Origin of the sequence: Pseudomyxococcus flavus, assembly GCF_050038885.1 — a bacterium.
Taxonomy (GTDB): domain Bacteria; phylum Myxococcota; class Myxococcia; order Myxococcales; family Myxococcaceae; genus Myxococcus; species Myxococcus flavus.
This window is the reverse complement of record NZ_CP143624.1, coordinates 591,758-608,624: the sequence shown is the minus strand read 5'-3', so window position 1 is coordinate 608,624 and position 16,867 is coordinate 591,758. Positions and strand designations below refer to the sequence as shown.

Below are 16,867 nucleotides of genomic sequence, written 5' to 3'. Positions count from 1 at the left end.
AGACGGGCAGTAGAAATGTGCCGCTGGGTGCGTACGGCGCGCACGCGGCCACGCCGCGGTTGTTCGTTGACCGCCTGGCGGCGCCGTTCCATGGATGCGCGCCATGGAGCATGTCGATCGGCGGTTGATTCGGGACGTGGCGGCCGTGGCCGCCGCATCGGGCGTTGTCGGCGCGTCGTTCGGAGCAATCGCCGTGGCCGCGGGGCTGTCGGTGTGGCTCGCCTCGGCCATGTCGTTGTTCGTCTTCGCGGGCGGCGCGCAGTTCATGGCCGTGGGGGTGGTGGCGGCGGGAGGCAGTCCCGTCGCCGCCGTCGTCGCGGGGCTGCTGCTCAACGCGAGGCACCTGCCGTTCGGCTTGGCCATTCCGGAGGTGCTCGGCACGCGCTGGCCGATGCGGCTGCTCGGAGCGCACCTGATGGTGGACGAGTCCGTGGCCTTCGCGCTCGCGCAGGGCTCGCCGGCCCGCAGGAAAGCCGCGTACTGGCTGTGCGGCGGCGCGTTGTTCATCGCCTGGAACGTGGGCGTCATCGTGGGCGCGTGGGGTGGTCAGGCGCTGGGCAATCCCGATGCGTTGGGGCTGGATGCCGCGTTCCCCGCCGGCATGCTGGCGCTGCTGTTGCCCTCCCTGTCCGCACCCGCGAGAGGGAAGCAGGCCGGACCCGAAGCGGAGGGCGCACCGGACACGGCGCGGGCGCACGAGGCCGATGCCGCCGCCGCCAGGGCGCGCTGGGTGGCCGTGGGCGCGGCCATCATCGCGCTGGCCACCACGCCGTTTCTTCCCGCCGGGGTCCCCGTGTTGCTGTCGCTGCTGGCGGTCGGAGTGGCGCTGAAATGACGCTGCTTCCCATCCTCGTCCTCGCGGCGGGCACCTACGCATTCCGGCTCGCGGGCCCGCTGCTCAGCCAGCGCATGCAGGTGTCCACGCGGGTCCAGGGGCTGCTGTCCCTGTCCGCGATTGCATTGCTCACCGCGCTGGTGGCCACGGCCACGCTGACGGCGGGCGGTGGCTTCGCGGGCTGGGCCCGTCCGGCGGGCGTGCTCGTCGGCGCGCTGCTGGCGTGGCGGAAGCTGCCCTTCGTGGTGGTCGTCGTGGGCGCCGCGGGCGTTACAGCTTTGTTGCGGATGGCGGGTGTAGGTTGAGTTCAGGTCAAATCACGCACTGCGGCTTGATGGAGGGGGATGTGGGTGGCACGCTTTCGCACTGACAGTCGATTTCCCCCGGACTCAGTGAGGACTTGCCATGACTGGAATCGATCGCTCGTCATCTTCGAGAAGCTCCCAGAGGGAATCGCGTGTGTCCCGGGACGAGGGGGCACGCGGCATCCGAAACGAAGCGACCCGGCGTGAGGAGGCGCGGCAGCCGGCGCAGAACCGGGCTGCTGGGTACTCGGTGAAGGATGGGTGGGACTCGCGGTCGGCTCAGCGCGGGGTGCAGCTCCAGGGAGAGGCCCGGGGCCAAATCCAGGCGGTCCAGGCGGAGGCCGCTGGCACCGTCGCCGCGACGGAGCCCGACGTCGACTGGGACTTCATCGCCGAGCAGGAGGGCCGGGCGGTCCAGCAGGGCTATGTCCCGGACCCCTCGGGCAGCAGGAGCGGCGTCACGGTGGGCACGGGCGTGGACCTGGGCGCCCGGGACATGAACGACCTGGACCGGCTGGGGCTGTCGGACGCGCTGAAGGCCAAGCTGGAGCCCTATCTGGGCAAGCAGGGCCAGGAGGCCGCGGACTTCCTGGCGGAGAACCCGCTGACGCTGACGGCGGACGAGGTCAGGGAACTGGACCGGGCCGTCAAGGGCGAGGCGCTGGACAACATCGTCAATGAGTACAACGCCCAGGTCGACGCCTTGAATGCCGCGGATGGTGGCTCCCGACCGCGGTTCGCGGAGCTGCCGCGGGAGATGCAGACGGTGATTGCCTCCGTCGGCTTCCAGTACGGCTCGCTGAGGTCGGAGACGCCCAACTTCTTCGCGCAGGTGGCGGAGCAGCGCTGGGATGACGCGAAGGCCAACCTGGAGGACTTCGGGGACCGCTACCCGTCTCGCCGTGGCCGCGAGGCGGAGCTGCTGGGACAGGGCATCGCGTCCCTGAGCTGAGGCGCGGGTGTCAAATGAGGCCCGGGGCGCGGCGGAGAGACGCCGAGGCTCCGGGCCTTCGTCCGCGATGTCGGAGCCGTCGGGGCGGCAGGGAATGCAATTGCTTTTGTATGTCTGGAATTGCCAGGCGCCGCTGGTCTTGCTGCGGTGCGCCTTGGTTTGCTGATTTCCCTCATGCCTGTCGTGTCCACGCCGGAAACGCAGGAAAGGGAGGACTCATGAATCGCACGTTGGGAGCGATGCTGGAAAACTCAATCCAGCCCATGCGTTACGACTCGGAGCTTCCGCGTCGCAGGCCCAAGGCCTTCATCTTCTTGTAGAAGTGTCCTCGCTCCAGGTCGAGCAGTCGCGCGGCTTCCGTCACGTTGTCATGTGTATGGGAAAGCACGTACTGGATGATCTCGCGCTCCGCGTCCTCCACCTGCTCGCGGAACGTCCGGTCCGCGCGGGGCCGGAAGCCTGTGGGGGCGGGGGGCTCGGGTGCCACCGGGGCGGCGATGGCGGGCGCGGGCGTACTCGCCGCGACGGCCACCGCGGCCTCGGGAGAGGGCAGGGGGCTCGGCGTTTCCACGGGGGCGGGCGGCGGCACGTTCCGTCCCCGGGGCAGCAACTCCAGCGCATCCGTCCGGGTGACGACCGGGCCTTCACACAGGATGGCCAGCCGCTCCACCAGGTTGCGTAGCTCGCGCACGTTGCCGGGGTAGTCGTAGGCGCTCATCACCGCCAGCGCCTCGGGGGAGAGCGTCAGCGGCCGGCGCCCGTTCTTGGCGCAGGCTTCGTCGAGGAACGTCTTGATGAGGTCCGGCAGGTCCTCGCGCCGCTCGCGCAGCGGGGGCGAGTGAATCTGCACCACGTTGATGCGGTAGTAGAGGTCCTCGCGGAAGCGCCCGGCGGCAATCTCCGCCTCCAGGTTCTTGTTCGTCGCCGCGATGACGCGCACGTCCACCTTGTGCGTCTCCGCGCCGCCCACGCGTTCCAGCTCGCCTTCCTGGAGCACGCGCAGCAGCTTGGCCTGCATGGCCTGCGGCATGTCGCCAATCTCGTCCAGGAACAGCGTGCCCTCGTGGGCCAGCTCGAACTTGCCCCGCCGCACGCTCACCGCGCCGGTGAAGGCGCCCTTCTCGTGGCCGAACAGCTCGCTCTCGATGAGCTCGTGCGGCACCGCCGCGCAGTTGAGCTTCACGAAGGGCTGCCCCTTGCGCCGCGAGTGCTGGTGCAGCGCCCGGGCAATCAGCTCCTTGCCCGTGCCATTCTCGCCGGTGATCAGCACCCGGCCCTCGGACGGCGCCGTGCGCTGGATGAGCGAGAAGATGCGCTGCATGGCCGGGCCGCTGCCCACCATGTCGTAGCGCCCCAGCTGCGCGCGAAGCTCCTGCAGCTCCGCCATGGCTGCCTGGTGCTTGAGCACGTTGCGCAGCGCCACCAGCAGCCGTTCGCGGGCGATTGGTTTTTCCAGGAAATCCCTGGCTCCAAGCTGGGTCGCCTTCACCGCGGTGTCGATGGTGCCGTGCCCGGACATCATGATGACGGGCAGCTCGGGCTTCAGCTCGGTGAGCTTCGCCAGCGCGGTGAGGCCGTCCATGTCCGGCATCTTCACGTCCATCAGCACCGCGTCCACGGGACGCGCGCTGACGACGTCCAGGGCCACCTGGCCGCTGCTGGCCAGGTGCGTCTGATACCCCGCCAGCTGGAGCGACTGGCTCAGGGTGAGGAGGATGTTCTTCTCGTCATCGACGATGAGGACGGAGGCGGGCATGGCGGGCTTTCCCCGAGGTGGCTCAAGGGCGCGGCCACGCGCGGGTCAATCGTGACAATCTCACGGAAAATATTTGGACATTCAAGGGGTTCGGCGACCGGGCGGGGTGTCTGGGGCGGGACAAATGTTTTGACTCACCCCCTCCAGTGAGACTACACGCCACCCAATACCCCCGCGGGCGCGGGCGCGTTTTCGACGACAGGATTACTGGAGGAAATAATGCGTCAGATTTCCCTTTTGGCGGGGCTCTCCCTCGCCGTCGCCATTATGGGCGGCTGCACCCCTTCGTACCCCAAGTGCAACGAAGACGAGCACTGCGCGGAGAAGGGCGAGGTCTGTGTCCAGGGCCAGTGCCAGGAGTGCGCCACGGATGCAAACTGCCAGGAGGGCTTCACCTGCCAGGCGAACAAGTGCGCCCCCAAGCCGCCGGAGTGCACCACGGACAGCGCCTGTGGCAGCGGCCGCATCTGTGAGGCCGGCAAGTGCGAGCAGGCCCAGTGCCAGGAGGACACGCAGTGCCCCGGTGGCGGCAAGTGCGAGGCGGGTCGGTGCCAGGCCCCCGAGAACACCTGCGCCTCCAGCGCCGACTGCGGCGAGGGCCAGGAGTGCCAGGCCGGCCAGTGCGTGACGGCCGCCGCGGAGCGCTGCGACTGGAGCCCCATCCCGTTCGGCTTCAACGAGTCCGGCCTGACGGCGGAGGCGCAGCAGCGCCTGTCCGACCTGGCCCAGTGCCTGAAGTCGGAGTCCGGCCGCATCACGCTCGCCGGCCACGCTGACGAGCGCGGCACCGAGGAGTACAACCTCCAGCTCTCCAACCGCCGCGCGGCCTCCGTCAAGCGCTACCTGACGGACCTGGGCGTTCCGGCCAGCCAGCTGAGCACGGTGGGCTACGGTGAGACCCGTCCGGCCAACTCCGCTTCGAGCGAAGAGGCCTGGGCGGAGAACCGCCGCGTCGAGTTCCAGCGCTAGTCTGAGGTAGGCTGCGCGGCGTGATGGCCGTTCAAGAGCCTGAAGCGCGTCAGTCCTATCTCGTCTTCGCCTGTGGCAGCAGCTGGTATGCGGTGCCCGCGGAGAGCGCGGCGGAGGTCGTGACCTTCCCCGAGCTCACGCGGGTGCCCGGCGCTCCAGCCCACCTGCTGGGCGTGTTCGCGCACCGGGGAGAAGTCATCCCCGTCGTGGACATGGGCCTGCTGGTGGGCGGCGTCAGCCAGGGTTCACGAAGGGCGGTGCTGGTGCGCCTGCCGCGTGGCACCCTGGCCCTCACGGCCAGTACGGTGGCCGGCGTCTCCCCGGTGACGGGCACGCTGGAGCCCCTGGGCCCCACCGGCGTCCACGTCCACCTGCGCGGCCCCGCCAAGAGCGGCCCCCGGGACGTGGCCGTCATCGACCCGGAAGGACTCTTCGACCACCTCAGCCAGGGGGCCTGAGTCATGGAGCCACCGGGCCACGTCCGGGGAATGCTCCTGTGTCATGCCGGTGCCCACCGGCTGGCCTTCCGTGCGCATGAGGTGGCCTCCATCACCTCGCCCGTGGGGCGGACGGTCGCGTGCGCGCGTCGGGCCTTCCATGTGCCCGACGGTGCCTCGCGTGCCCTGGTGACGGCGTCGGGCGGCGCGGTGGGCGTGGACACCCTGGAAATCGACGCCGAGCCGCACCCGGTGCTGCCCGCGCCACCGGTGGCGGTGCGGGCCTCGGGGGGCAGCCTGCAGGGCTTCGTCGTGGCGCGCGGCGAGCTGTGGCCCCTGCTGGGGTTGGCGGACTTCGAGCGCTTCCTGCGCGAACGGGGGGAGGGCGCATGACGGTGCCCGTGGGTTTGAGGGGCCTCGCGCGGTGGATGGCGCGTCCGGCGCTGCTGGGCTGCTCGGTGGGCGCGGCGCTGGCGGTGCTGCACTGCCAGCTCACCGACACCGTCCCCCCGGGGGCATGGGCGCCCTTCCTGCTGCTGGTGGGGCTGGTGCTGGCGCTGACGCTCTGGTTCACCGGCGTCCATGGGCGGCGCGCGCTGCGCGTGCTCTATGCCCTGGGCGAGGGCCGGCAGGCGGCCTCGGCGGAGTCCTTGTTGCAGGCGCTGCTGGAGGCCCGCACCTTCCCCGAGCGGAGCTTCGGCTTCGTCCTCCAGTGCTGGCTCCTGGTGTCGCTGGGCATGGCGTTCGTGTTCGTTCCGCTGGTGGACGGCGCGTGGACGTTGGGGCTGCGCCTGGCGCTGATGGGGCTGTTCCTGGGGCCCCTGAGCGCGCTGTTCGTCTACCTGCTGGTGGCTCGCCGCTCCCGCAAGGCCGTGGAGCTGGTGGCCGCCCAGGGCCTGTCGCCCATGGAGGTCGTGGCCACGACGCCGCCGCGCCAGCGGCGGGTCCGCCGGCGCATGGTGCTGGTCACCGCCGTCGCGCTGCTCAGCCCGTCCTTCTTCATCCTCGACGCCGCCGTGTTCCGGAGCTTCGCCGCGGTGGACGCCATGGTGGGCGCGCCGGCGCAGGTCCAGCGCGAGGTGGCCACGCGTGCCAGCGAGACACAGGGGCTCGCGGTGGCAGGCCTGGTGGCGGTGCTGGTGATGGTGACGGCCTACGTGGGGGGCGCGGTCGTCGCCGAGCCGCTGCGCTCCATCACCGAGGATGCCACCCGCATCGCCCAGGGCGACTTCCGTCCGCCGCGCATCATCGCCGCGGAGGACGAGGTGTGGGCCACCTCCGCCGCCTTCGCGCAGATGCAGACGCAGCTCGGTCAGGCGCTCACGCAGTTGCAGCGCGCGGGCCTCCAGATTTCCACCACCACCGAGCAGCTCGTGGCGACGTCCGGCGAGCAGGAGTCCGGCGCGGACGAGCAGGCCGCGTCGCTCAACCTGACGAGCGCCACCACGGAGGAGCTGGCGCGCTCGGCGCAGCAGATTGCCGGCAACGCCGAGTCGGTGTCCGCCATCGCGGAGACGACCTTCGCCGCGGCGCAGACGGGGCAGCGCGGCGCCGCCGCCTTCCTGGGCGCGATGCAGCGCATGAAGGAGGACAACCAGGCCATCGCGGACGCGGTGGTGCGCCTCAACAAGCGCGTGCAGCAGATTGGCAAGGTGGTGGAGTTCATCAACGAGATTGCCGACAAGTCGGACCTGCTGGCGCTCAACGCGGAGCTGGAGGGCACCAAGGCGGGCGAGGTGGGGCGCGGCTTCTCGCTGGTGGCCGCGGAGATGCGGCGGCTGGCGGAGAACGTCATCCGCTCCACGAAGGCGATCGAGCAGCTCATCGCGGAGATTCGCGATGCCACGCACGCCGCCGTCATGGCCACCGAGGCGGGATTGAAGACGACGGACGCGGGCACGGTGCTGGCCGCCCAGGTGGACGAGAGCCTGAGCCTCATCCTGGAGCTGGCGCGGCAGACGTCGCACGCGGTGCGCAGCATCTCCCTGGCCACCCAGCAGCAGCAGACGGGCACCGACCAGCTCGCGGCCGCCATGGGCGACATCCTCCGCGTCACCGAGCAGAACTACGCGGCCACCAAGCAGATGGCGGCGGCCAACGCCGACCTGTCGACCCTGGCGCGCGACCTGAAGCGGGCCGTGGAGCGCTTCCACATCGGGCCGGGAGGTGACGCGTGAGCGCGGAGAAGGCGCCCCGGCGCGCGTCCTTCAGCCGGCACCTCGTGGTGCCCGTTCCCCTGGCCAACCTGGTGGGGGCGGCGCTCAGCCTGCGCTTCGCTTCGCTCACCCTGGCGGAGCCGTTGGAGGGCCGGCTGGGGGTGCTCGGCGTGCTGGGCGGCGCGCTCTGCGTGACGGCCCTGGCGGCGGGGGCGGCGGCCTCGCTGGGCCGGCAGCGGACGCTGCGCGCCCTCGAGCGGGGCGATGTGCCCACCACGCCGGAGAACCTGGCGTCGGCGGTGGCGGAGGTGACGCGCGCGCCAGACGAGGCCTTCCTGGGCTCGCTGGGCATGTGGCTGGTCACCACGCTGATGCTGGGCGTGTGCATGTGGCTGGGCATGGACGTGCCGCTGGCGGTGGCCGCGCGCATCGCCGCGCTGGGGCTGCTCTTCGGGCCGCTCACGGCGCTGCTCGTCCACTGCCTCGTGGTGCTGCGCTCGCGCCGGGTGGTGCTGTGGCTGGCGGAGCTGGGCATGACGCACGCGCAGCTCATCGAGGCCATGCCCCGGCGCGCGGAGCTGCGTGCCCGGCTGGCGGCCTTCGCCTTCGTGACGGTGGTGACGCCCGCGGTGCTGTCCGCCCAGCTCGCGTCGGCGCTGGGGGAGCGCCTGTTCACGCGGCTCATGGCGGAGCACGACGTCAGCCGCCAGCTGGAGCTGGCGCGGGAGCTGCGGCTGGAGGCCCTGACGCAGGGCGGGGGGCTGGTGCTGCTCGTCTTCGCGCTGGCCCTGGCGGCAGCGTACCTGGGAGGCACGCTGCTGGGCCGGCCGCTGCGCGAGCTGTCCCACGAGGCGAAGCGCATCGCCGAGGGCGACCTCGCCAGCCCGCGCGTGGTGCCCGCCGAGGACGAGGTGTGGGACGTGTCCGCGGCGTTCTCCACCATGCGCGCGCACCTGGCGGACGTGATGTCCCAGCTCCAGCGCGCCGGTGCGCAAATCACCGCGACCACGGAGGAGATTCTCTCCACGTCGGGGCGCTACGAGGCGGGCGCGGCGGAGCAGGCCAGCTCGCTGGACGAGACGAGCGCCACCACGGAGGAGCTGGCGCGCTCGGCGCGACAGATTGCGGAGAACGCGGGCTCGGTGGCGGAGATTGCGCAGCGCACGCTGGGGGCGGCGCAACAGGGGCAGGGGAGCGCGGAGGACTTCCTCGGGTCCATGGCCCGCATGCGTCAGGACAACGCCGCCATCTCCTCCGCCGTGGTGCGCCTCAACAAGCGCGTGCAGCAGATTGGCAAGATTGTCGAGTTCATCAACGGCGTGGCCGACAAGTCGGAGCTGCTGGCGCTCAACGCCGAGCTGGAGGGCACCAAGGCCCGTGAGGTGGGCCGGGGCTTCTCGCTGGTGGCCGCCGAGATGCGGCGCCTGGCGGAGAACGTGCTGGAGTCCACGAAGGAAATCGAAGGCCTCATCGAGGAGGTGCGCGAGGCCTCCGCCGCGGCCGTGTCCGCCACCGAGGGCGGTGTGCGCGCCGTGGAGACGGGGACCACGCTGGCGCAGCAGGTGTCCGAGTCGCTGCGGCAGATTGTCGACCTGGCCGGGCAGACGTCCTACGCGGTGCGCAGCATCTCCCTGGCCACCCAGCAGCAGCAGACGGGGACGGACCAGCTCGCCGACACGATGGCGGACATCCTCCGGATTACGCAGCAGAGCCTGAACGCCACCAAGCAGGTGAGCACCGCGAACACGGACCTGCTCGTGCTCGCGAGGGATTTGCAAGGCGTGGTCGAGCGCTTCCAGATTGGCCAGGAGCCGCTCGGGGAGGAGGGCGGGTGAACCCGAGCGAGCGCCTGCTCAGGCAGTTCCGGGACCTGGTGACGGTGCGCCTGGAGCGCATCACCCGGTCCTTGATGGAGCTGGAGGCCGGCGCCAGCGCGGAGGCGGGGCGGGGCGTGCTGCGGGAGCTGCACGGCCTCAAGGGCGAGGCCCGGATGATGGGCTTCGATGATGTGAATGTGCTCGTCCATGAGATGGAGGAGCTGGTCCGCTGCACGGAGCCGCTTCGCTACGCGCTCTCGCCGGCCTCCACGGACGCGCTGCTGACCACCGCGGATGCGGTGCTCGTGTTCTCCGGCACGCAGCCCGCTGATGCGCCGCCGCCCGCGGTGGAGCGGCTCGTGGCCTGGTTGCAGGAGTGCATGCGCTCCGAGCAGGAGCGCCTCCCACCCGGGACGGTCGCGAGCGCTGGGGCTTCGGAAGGCACACGGCCGGCCATGACGGGGGCGCCTGCCGCTGACGAGCAGACTGGCGGGACGATTGCGAGCGCTGGGGCTTCGGAGGGCACACGGCAGGCCATGACGGGGGCGCCTGTCGCTGGCGAGCAGACTGCCGGGACGATTTTGAGCGCAGGGGCTTCGGAGGCTGCACGGCCGACGATGGTGAGGGCGCCTGTCGCGGGCCAGCAGATGGAGCGCGATAGTGTCCGGGTGGGAGCGCCGGACGACGCCCGCTCGGGAGACTGGGACGCCGCGTCTGGGAACCCAGGCCCCTCCACGGCCTCCACGCGTCAGGCCGCCTCTCTGGTTGCAGGCGCTGCGCTTCATGGCGCTCGGCCCGGCGGGGGCGGAGGAAGGGGCCCGAACGTGGGGGCTTCCCTCGTCATGGGGAGCGGGCAACACCCGGCGTTACCCGGACGGGAGGGCGGCGGGACGTCGAATGGGCTCCCAGGAGCTGCCACACCCGCCAGTGGTGGACCTGCCGCTCCCGGTTTCCCCTCGGCGAGCCATCGCGCGACGCCGCTCGGGGCCCCAGGCGCTGCCGCGCTCGTCATGGGGGGGCAAGCCTCTCCTGGTTCCCCCACCGCGAGCCGCGGCGTGATGTCGACCGGGGCCCCAGGTGCTTCCGCTCCCACGAGTGGGGGCGCCACGACGCCGGTTACGCCTCCGGCGAGCCGCAGCCCCACGTCGAGCCTCGTCACCTCGGCGGGAGCCTCGGCGTCGGTGGCCTCCAGCGCCGCGTCCTCCCCCGGGCTCGTGGTCCGAGCCCCCCTGCGTTCATCGGGTGCACAGGGGGCCTCGGGAACGACGGTGTCCCGGCAGCCCGAGCCTCGGCCCGACACCGCGGTGCGTATCGGCGTGGAGAGCCTGGACCTGCTCACCAGCGCCGTCACCAACCTCACGCAGGTGGCCCGGCGCCGGGAGCTGGCCAACGCCCGGCGGCTGGCCCTGGCCCGCGAGCTGAGCCAGCTGGCCCGCGAGGCGGAGGACCTGGGGCCCGCCGGTGCCGCGCTGGCGGCACGATTGGGCTCCGCCAAGGAGACGGCCGCCGCGCTCCACCGCGAGTCGAAGCTGCTCTCCAACGCGGAGCTGCGCGACCTGGGCATGCTGGTGGAGGAGGTGCAGACGCTGCGCATGCTGCCGCTCTCCGTCCTGTTCGAGCCCTACCCCCGCATGGTGCGCGACCTGTCTCGCGAGCTGGGCAAGGAGGTGGAGCTCGTCATCGATGGTGAGGACACCCGCGCCGACCGGGCGGTGGTGGAGGCCCTGCGCGAGCCGCTGATGCACCTGGTCCGCAACGCCCTGGACCATGGCCTGGAGACCCGGGTGGACCGGGTGTCGGCGGACAAGAAGCCGCGCGGCTGCCTCACGCTGCGCGCCGCTCGCGAGGGCAGCCGCATCATCCTCCGCGTGGAGGACGACGGCATGGGCGTGGACCCGGCCCAGCTCCGCAAGGTGGCCGTGCGCCGGGGGCTGCTGGACGAGAGCGCCGCCAATGCCCTGTCGGACGCGGCGGCCCGCGACCTCATCTTCCTGCCCGGGTTCACCTCGCGGGACGTCGTCACCGACCTGTCGGGGCGCGGCGTGGGGCTGGACGCGGTCCGCACCTCCATCCAGGGCCTGGGCGGCGACGTGGGGGTGGAGTCCGCGCCGGGCTGGGGCACCATCTTCGAGCTGCGCGTCCCCGTCTCCCTCACCGTGGCCCCCTTGCTCTTCATCCAGGTGGGGGCGGAGACGCTGGCCTTGAGCGCCACCCATGTCTCCCGGGCGCTCAAGGTGGACGTCGCGGACCTGTGCGAGGTGGCTGGCCGGCCGTCGCTGCTGGTGGAGGGCCGGGTGTTGCCACTGGCGCCGCTGGCCTCGTTGATGGGGTTGGAGCCGGAGCGGCCCGCCCGCGAGGGGGAGCTGGCGCTGGTGGTGAAGAGCCAGAGCGGGGCGGCGGCGCTCGTGGTGGACCGCGTCCTGGAGGAGCGCGTCCAGGCCATCCTCCCTCTGAAGGGAATCCTGGGGCGCTTCAGCCACCTCACTGGCGCCACGTCCCTGGCGGACGGGCGCCTGGCCATGGTGCTCTCCGCCGCCTACCTCACCGCCAGTGCCCACCACGGCAACGCGCTGCCTCGTCCGGCGCCGTCCGAGGCGCCAGGCCCGGAGGTCCGGCGCCGTCGAATCCTGGTGGTGGATGATTCACCCCTCACCCGGGAGCTCATCGCCAACCTGCTGGAGGCGGTGGGGTATGACACCACCATCGCCGCGGATGGCGCGGAGGCCCTGGACGTCTTGGATTCTCATTCCGTGGACCTGGTCGTCACGGACCTGGAGATGCCCGGCATGGATGGCCTGGGGCTGGCGCGGCGCCTGAAGGGGCACCCCGTCCACTCGCGGCTGCCCGTGGTCATCCTCACCACCCGTGGGGGGGAGGAGGACCGGCGGCGGGGGCTGGCGGCGGGGGTGGACGGCTACATCACCAAGGGGGACCTGGTCCGACAGGACCTGGTGGATGTGGTGCGGCGACTGCTGGGCTGACAGGCCCTCGCATTGGCTATACTCCCGGGCTCGCGCACGGGGTATGGACAGGGCATGGGCAAGAAAGTGTCGGTGCTGGTGGTCGATGACTCCCTCATCTGCCGACAGCTCATCTGCGAGGCGCTGAGCAAGGACCCCGATATCGAAGTCGTGGGCACCTGCGCGGACGGCAAGCAGGCCGTGGAGATGACCAAGGAGCTGCGTCCCCACGTCATCACCATGGACGTGGACATGCCCGTCATGGATGGGCTCACGGCCACCGAGCACATCATGGCCGAGTGCCCCACGCCCATCCTGGTGCTCACGGCGGACCCGCGCTCGCAGGCGCCGGAGCTGACCTACCGCGCCCTGGAGCTGGGGGCGCTCGCCCTGCAAATCAAGCCCGCAATCGACGCGGGGCCGGACGCGTGGAACCTGGTGCGCGAAATCCGGCTGCTGTCCTCGGTGCGCGTCATCCGCCACCTGCGCCGGCCCCAGCGTGGGCCGCTGCTGCCGCCCCGGGTGGCCACGTCGGTGCTGCCGGCGGTGTCCATGGGCGTGGTGGTGGTGGCGGCGAGCACGGGCGGGCCCCAGGTGCTCTTCAAGATGCTGTCGGAGCTGCCCGCGGACTTCCCGGCGCCCATCGTCATCGTCCAGCACATCAACGCGGCCTTCGCGGAGTCGCTGGCCGGGTGGCTGGCGGGCGCCAGCAAGCTGAAGGTGCGGCTGGCGCAGGACGGCGAGCCGCTCATGCCGGGCCACGTCCTCATCGCCCCGCCGGGACAGCACACCGTCATCCCCTTCCGGGGGCGGGTGGCGCTCAAGCCGGGGGTGGAGCGGGATGGGCACATGCCTTCCGGGACGGTGCTGCTGGAGAGCGCGGCGCGGACCTATGGCCGCCGCGCGGTGGGGCTGGTGCTGACGGGCATGGGCGCGGATGGCGCTGACGGCCTGCTCGCCATCAAGCAGGCCGGGGGCCTGGCGGTGGCGCAGAACGAGGAGTCCTGCGTGGTGTTCGGCATGCCGGGCGCGGCGGTGGAGCGCAAGGCGGTGGACCACCTCATCCACGGTGACGAGGTCGCGGCGACGCTGGTGCGGCTGTCCCGGGGCGAGTCCCTCGCAGTGGGGCGCTGAGCGCGGGTGGCCGGCGGCGCGCCATGGCCCGAGGTGCGCGCCTTCCTGTCGGCGCTCACGGGCATGGCGCTGAGCGGTCCCCAGCTTCGGCGGCTGGAGGAGCGGCTCATGGCTCGCAGCCAGGGGCTCACGCCGCACCAGTACCTGATGTTCCTCAAGTCTCCGGCGGGCGCGACGGACCTGGAGGACCTGATCGCCGCGCTGGTGGTGCACAAGACGGACCTCTTCCGGGACGCCGTGCAGCTCGCCGCGTTCCGCAGCCAGGTGCTCACGCCGCTGGTGGCGCGGGCGCGGCGGCCGCTGCGTGTGTGGAGCGCGGGGTGCGCCACGGGGGAGGAGGTGGCCACGTTGCTCGTCCTCCTCGCGGAGGCGGGCGCCGACCCGGACAGCACGGTGCTGGGGACGGACATCTCCAGCGAGGCCCTGCATCGTGCGCGGTGGCTGGCCTTCAGCCGGGAGCAGCTCGGCCGCGTCCCGCCCGAGCTGCGCGCGCGATACTTCGTCCGGTCCGGCGCGCAGGAGGTCGTGGCGCCCGCGCTGCGTGCACGCGCGAGCTTCCAGTTCCACAACCTGATGGAGACGCCATATCCCGTGGCGCCGGGCGGGGGCGGCTTCGACGTCATCTTCTGCCGCAACGTCCTCATCTACTTCACGGCCGAGGCGTTCCAGCGCACCGTGGAGTCGCTGGCCGCGAGCCTGGCGCCCGGCGGCACGCTGGTGCTGTCCGCCTCCGAGCCGTTGCTCCAGGTGCCACCCACGCTGCGGGTCCACCGCGGCGAGCAGGCGTTCTTCTATGTGCGCCCGGTGGAGGAGGCCTCGGCCGCGGAGGCTGCTGCGGCGGCAGCCGAGGTCGGCCCTCCGCCGCGGCAGGCCACCGCACGCGTATCGCCGGGGCCCGGTGCTCGTGGCGCGAACGCCCCGGCCCGGGCGATGGGCGCGCCCGCGAGGACGCGCCTTGACCCTGCGCCCAGGGAGGCTGCGGCCCCTGGGCCTGGGACCTCGCGGGACACGCGCGAGGCCCGGGGGGCGGGCCCGCTCCGGACCACCGAGCCGGATGCGGCCGTGCCCCACGAGCCCGTCCCGGGTCCTGCCGCGGCCGTGCCCCACGAACTCCTCCCGGGCCCGGATGCCATCGCCGAGGCGGACCTGCTCTTCGCCTGCGTCCTGGACGGCGCCGCCTCGGGCGTGCCGGACAGCGTGTCGGAGCGGGAGCTACGCCGCTGCCTCGCGTTGGATCCGGACCACGCGGCGGCCCGCTATCTCCTCGGGCTCCTGCTGGAGCAGTGCCGCCGCGCGCCCGAGGCCGCGAGCGAGTACCGGCGGGCCCTCGAGTCCCTGGAGGCGGGGCGCTCACGGCCCGTTCCCTTCTTCCTCAACCCCGCCCGGCTCCGGGTGGCCTGCGCGCATGCTGCCGAGCGGCTGGAGTTTTCCGGCCGGAGGCGCTGACCGGCCAGCCAGGCAGGCGGCGGCGGAAGGCCGGATGCGCGACAGAAGTCCGGACGGGCAGGGCGTTTGGGCCTAAGATGGCGGGCGATGCGAAGCTTGGCGTTGATATCCCTGCTGGCACTCCCAGGTTGCTTCTACCCCGCTGACCGCGGCCGCGCCCTCGAGGCGAAGGTCGACCGGCTCGGCGCCGACACGGCCCAGATTCAGACGGAGCTGAAGGAGACGCGCGACCAGCTCGCCGCCACGCTCCCGCTCATCGACGAGAAGGTCGCCGAGGTCACCAAGGCCCTGAAGGGGCTGGACACCGCCTCGCGCCGCAAGGACGCGGACATCGGCGTCCAGTTCCAGAAGACCGTCGAGGACCTCGCCCAGCTCCGCGGCCAGGTGGAGACCTACCTCCACAAAATCACCGAGCTGGAGACGGCCCTGGCCGCGCAGGACCAGAAGCTGGTGGCCATGCAGGGCGAGGCGGCGCTGAAGGAGGCTGAGGCGAAGAAGAAGGCCGAGGAGCTCAAGCGCCCCACGGACAAGAAGGAGTTCCTCGCGCTCGCCAAGGAGAAGGCCAAGGCCGGGGACCTGCTGCTGGCGCGTCAGCTCTACAACGAGTTCATGAAGAAGTGGGCCAAGGACCCGCTGGTGGGTGACGCCCACTTCGGCCTCGGCGAGACGTACTTCGCCGAGTCCAAGTGCCGCGAGGCCCTCTTCGAGTACGGCAAGGTGCTTCAGGACTACCCGAAGTCGGACTCCGCGCCGGAGTCGTACCTGCGCTCGTCGGACTGCTTCGCCCAGCTGAAGATGAAGGAGGAGTCGCGGCTGGCGCTCGAGGAGCTCATCAAGAGCTACCCGAAGTCCGCCGAGGCGAAGACGGCCAAGGCGCGCATCGCCGAGCTGGACAAGGCGAAGGCGCCGGCCAAGAAGGCCAAGAAATGAGCCCGCGCCCGCTGAAGCTGGCCGCGCTCGCGCTGCTGCTCCTGCTGCCGCTGGTGGCGGGGGCGGCGCCGAAGCAGCTCGTCCTCCTCTTCACCGGAGACAATGGGGGCGAAGTCGCCCCCTGTGGTTGAAGGCACAACCCGTCTGGCGGTCTGGCCAGACGAAAAGTCGTCATCGAGAAGGAGCGCAAGCAGGGCCTGCCGGTGCTCGTGCTGGACGCGGGCAATGCGCTCTTCAAGAGCCGGGACAGCGCGAGTGCGCCGGATGCCCGGGCGCGCGCGGAGCTCCTGCTGTCCGAGATGGACGCGCAGGGCACCGCGGCCATGGCGGTGGGCACGCGCGACCTCGGGCTCGGCGTGGCCTTCCTGAAGCGCCAGACGCAGCGGGCGCGGATGAAGCTCCTCTCGGTGAACCTCGCGGACGCACAGGGCAAGCGGCTGTTCCCCGCCTCCCTGGTGACCACCGTGCGCGGCGTGAAGGTGGGCGTGGTGGGCGTGTCTCCCGTCACGGAGAAGCCAGTGCCAGTGGGCGTGCCCGCGCCGGGCGCGCCCCAGGAGCAGGTCCAGGGCCTGGCGGTGGAGTCCCTCCTGTCCGCCGAGGTCCGGCAGCTGCGCCAGAAGTCGAAGGTGGACGTGGTGGTGGTGCTCGCGGCGCTGCCTCACGCCGAGGCGCTGCGCCTGGCCGACCAGGTGGAGGGCGTGGACTTCGTGGTGCAGTCCCACGAGGGCCGGCCGCCGGGCATCGCCCAGCGCCAGGCGCAGGCCACCGTGATTCCTCCGGGGGACCGGGGGCGTCAGCTGGCGAAGCTCGTGCTCCAACTGGACGGGAAGGGCCGCTTCGAGGACGCCGGTGAGCAGGAGCGCGCGCGGCAGAGCCTGCGGCTGCTCGAGAACAACCTCGCCCGGGCGAGGACGCGGCTCTCGGGCACCCAGGACGCGGCGGAGAAGCGGGCCCTGGAGGAGGCGGTCGCCAGCCTGGAGGCCCGGCAAAAGGCCCTGCACAAGACGCTGGAAGGCGGCGCAACGGGCGGCGGTCGCACGCATCTGTTGTCGTACATCCAGCTCGGCAGCGACGTGGCGGCCGACCCAGCCGTCCAGAAGCGGGTGGAGCGCGTCGAGCCTCCTGGCTCGGCGGCCCATTGAGCCGAGCTGGCTTGTGAACCGGCCCAAG

At 71.8% G+C, this 16,867-nt stretch carries 15 protein-coding genes; 14 read left to right on the top strand and 1 reads right to left on the bottom strand.

The window, feature by feature from the left end:
- Positions 1–103 precede the first annotated feature (103 nt).
- The 3 genes from VZL07_RS02420 (at position 104) to VZL07_RS02410 (ending at position 2,092) form a co-directional block, all read left to right on the top strand.
- Positions 104–835, top strand: a complete 732-nt coding sequence (locus VZL07_RS02420; protein WP_426753699.1) for an AzlC family ABC transporter permease — start codon at positions 104–106, stop codon at positions 833–835.
- Positions 832–1,140 (top strand): AzlD domain-containing protein, encoded by a 309-nt coding sequence (locus tag VZL07_RS02415; RefSeq protein ID WP_426753698.1) that lies wholly within the window; start codon positions 832–834, stop codon positions 1,138–1,140. Before VZL07_RS02420 ends, VZL07_RS02415 begins: the two co-directional genes overlap by 4 nt.
- Positions 1,141–1,294: 154 nt before the next feature.
- The gene (locus tag VZL07_RS02410; protein WP_426753697.1) at positions 1,295–2,092 is read left to right on the top strand and encodes a pesticin C-terminus-like muramidase; all 798 of its coding nucleotides are present in this window, start codon (positions 1,295–1,297) and stop codon (positions 2,090–2,092) included.
- A 268-nt stretch (positions 2,093–2,360) separates the two neighbouring features.
- Here the strand turns inward: VZL07_RS02410 and VZL07_RS02405 are convergent, their stop codons facing one another.
- A complete protein-coding gene (locus tag VZL07_RS02405; protein ID WP_426753696.1) occupies positions 2,361–3,848 on the bottom strand; it encodes a sigma-54-dependent transcriptional regulator in 1,488 nt (495 codons plus the stop codon).
- Positions 3,849–4,067: 219 nt separating this feature from the next.
- On the opposite strand from VZL07_RS02405, the gene VZL07_RS02400 reads away from it, so the two are divergent.
- The 11 genes from VZL07_RS02400 (at position 4,068) to VZL07_RS02350 (ending at position 16,839) form a co-directional block, all read left to right on the top strand.
- Complete coding sequence (locus VZL07_RS02400) at positions 4,068–4,817, top strand: OmpA family protein (RefSeq protein ID WP_426753695.1); 750 nt, start codon at positions 4,068–4,070, stop codon at positions 4,815–4,817.
- 23 nt (positions 4,818–4,840) lie between these two features.
- Positions 4,841–5,275 carry a chemotaxis protein CheW gene (locus VZL07_RS02395; RefSeq protein ID WP_170114769.1) on the top strand — a complete coding sequence of 145 codons (435 nt, stop codon included), beginning with the start codon at positions 4,841–4,843 and terminating at the stop codon, positions 5,273–5,275.
- Positions 5,276–5,278: 3 nt separating this feature from the next.
- A complete protein-coding gene (locus VZL07_RS02390; RefSeq protein ID WP_426753694.1) occupies positions 5,279–5,647 on the top strand; it encodes a protein CrdC in 369 nt (122 codons plus the stop codon).
- Entirely contained in the window at positions 5,644–7,431 is a 1,788-nt protein-coding gene (locus VZL07_RS02385) for a methyl-accepting chemotaxis protein (protein WP_426753693.1), read from the top strand. The genes VZL07_RS02390 and VZL07_RS02385 overlap by 4 nt, the downstream gene beginning before the upstream one ends.
- The gene (locus tag VZL07_RS02380; protein WP_426753692.1) at positions 7,428–9,245 is read left to right on the top strand and encodes a methyl-accepting chemotaxis protein; all 1,818 of its coding nucleotides are present in this window, start codon (positions 7,428–7,430) and stop codon (positions 9,243–9,245) included. The genes VZL07_RS02385 and VZL07_RS02380 overlap by 4 nt, the downstream gene beginning before the upstream one ends.
- Positions 9,242–12,208 (top strand): response regulator, encoded by a 2,967-nt coding sequence (locus VZL07_RS02375; RefSeq protein ID WP_426753691.1) that lies wholly within the window; start codon positions 9,242–9,244, stop codon positions 12,206–12,208. The genes VZL07_RS02380 and VZL07_RS02375 overlap by 4 nt, the downstream gene beginning before the upstream one ends.
- A 54-nt stretch (positions 12,209–12,262) precedes the next feature.
- Positions 12,263–13,321 (top strand): chemotaxis-specific protein-glutamate methyltransferase CheB, encoded by a 1,059-nt coding sequence (gene cheB, locus VZL07_RS02370; protein ID WP_426753690.1) that lies wholly within the window; start codon positions 12,263–12,265, stop codon positions 13,319–13,321.
- A gap of 6 nt (positions 13,322–13,327) precedes the next feature.
- Positions 13,328–14,767 carry a CheR family methyltransferase gene (locus VZL07_RS02365; RefSeq protein WP_426753689.1) on the top strand — a complete coding sequence of 480 codons (1,440 nt, stop codon included), beginning with the start codon at positions 13,328–13,330 and terminating at the stop codon, positions 14,765–14,767.
- 87 nt (positions 14,768–14,854) lie between these two features.
- Entirely contained in the window at positions 14,855–15,697 is an 843-nt protein-coding gene (locus VZL07_RS02360) for a tetratricopeptide repeat protein (RefSeq protein WP_426753688.1), read from the top strand.
- Complete coding sequence (locus tag VZL07_RS02355; RefSeq protein WP_426753687.1) at positions 15,694–15,828, top strand: hypothetical protein; 135 nt, start codon at positions 15,694–15,696, stop codon at positions 15,826–15,828. Before VZL07_RS02360 ends, VZL07_RS02355 begins: the two co-directional genes overlap by 4 nt.
- A gap of 72 nt (positions 15,829–15,900) precedes the next feature.
- Positions 15,901–16,839 carry a 5'-nucleotidase gene (locus tag VZL07_RS02350; protein WP_426753686.1) on the top strand — a complete coding sequence of 313 codons (939 nt, stop codon included), beginning with the start codon at positions 15,901–15,903 and terminating at the stop codon, positions 16,837–16,839.
- The last annotated feature ends 28 nt before the right edge of the window (positions 16,840–16,867 follow it).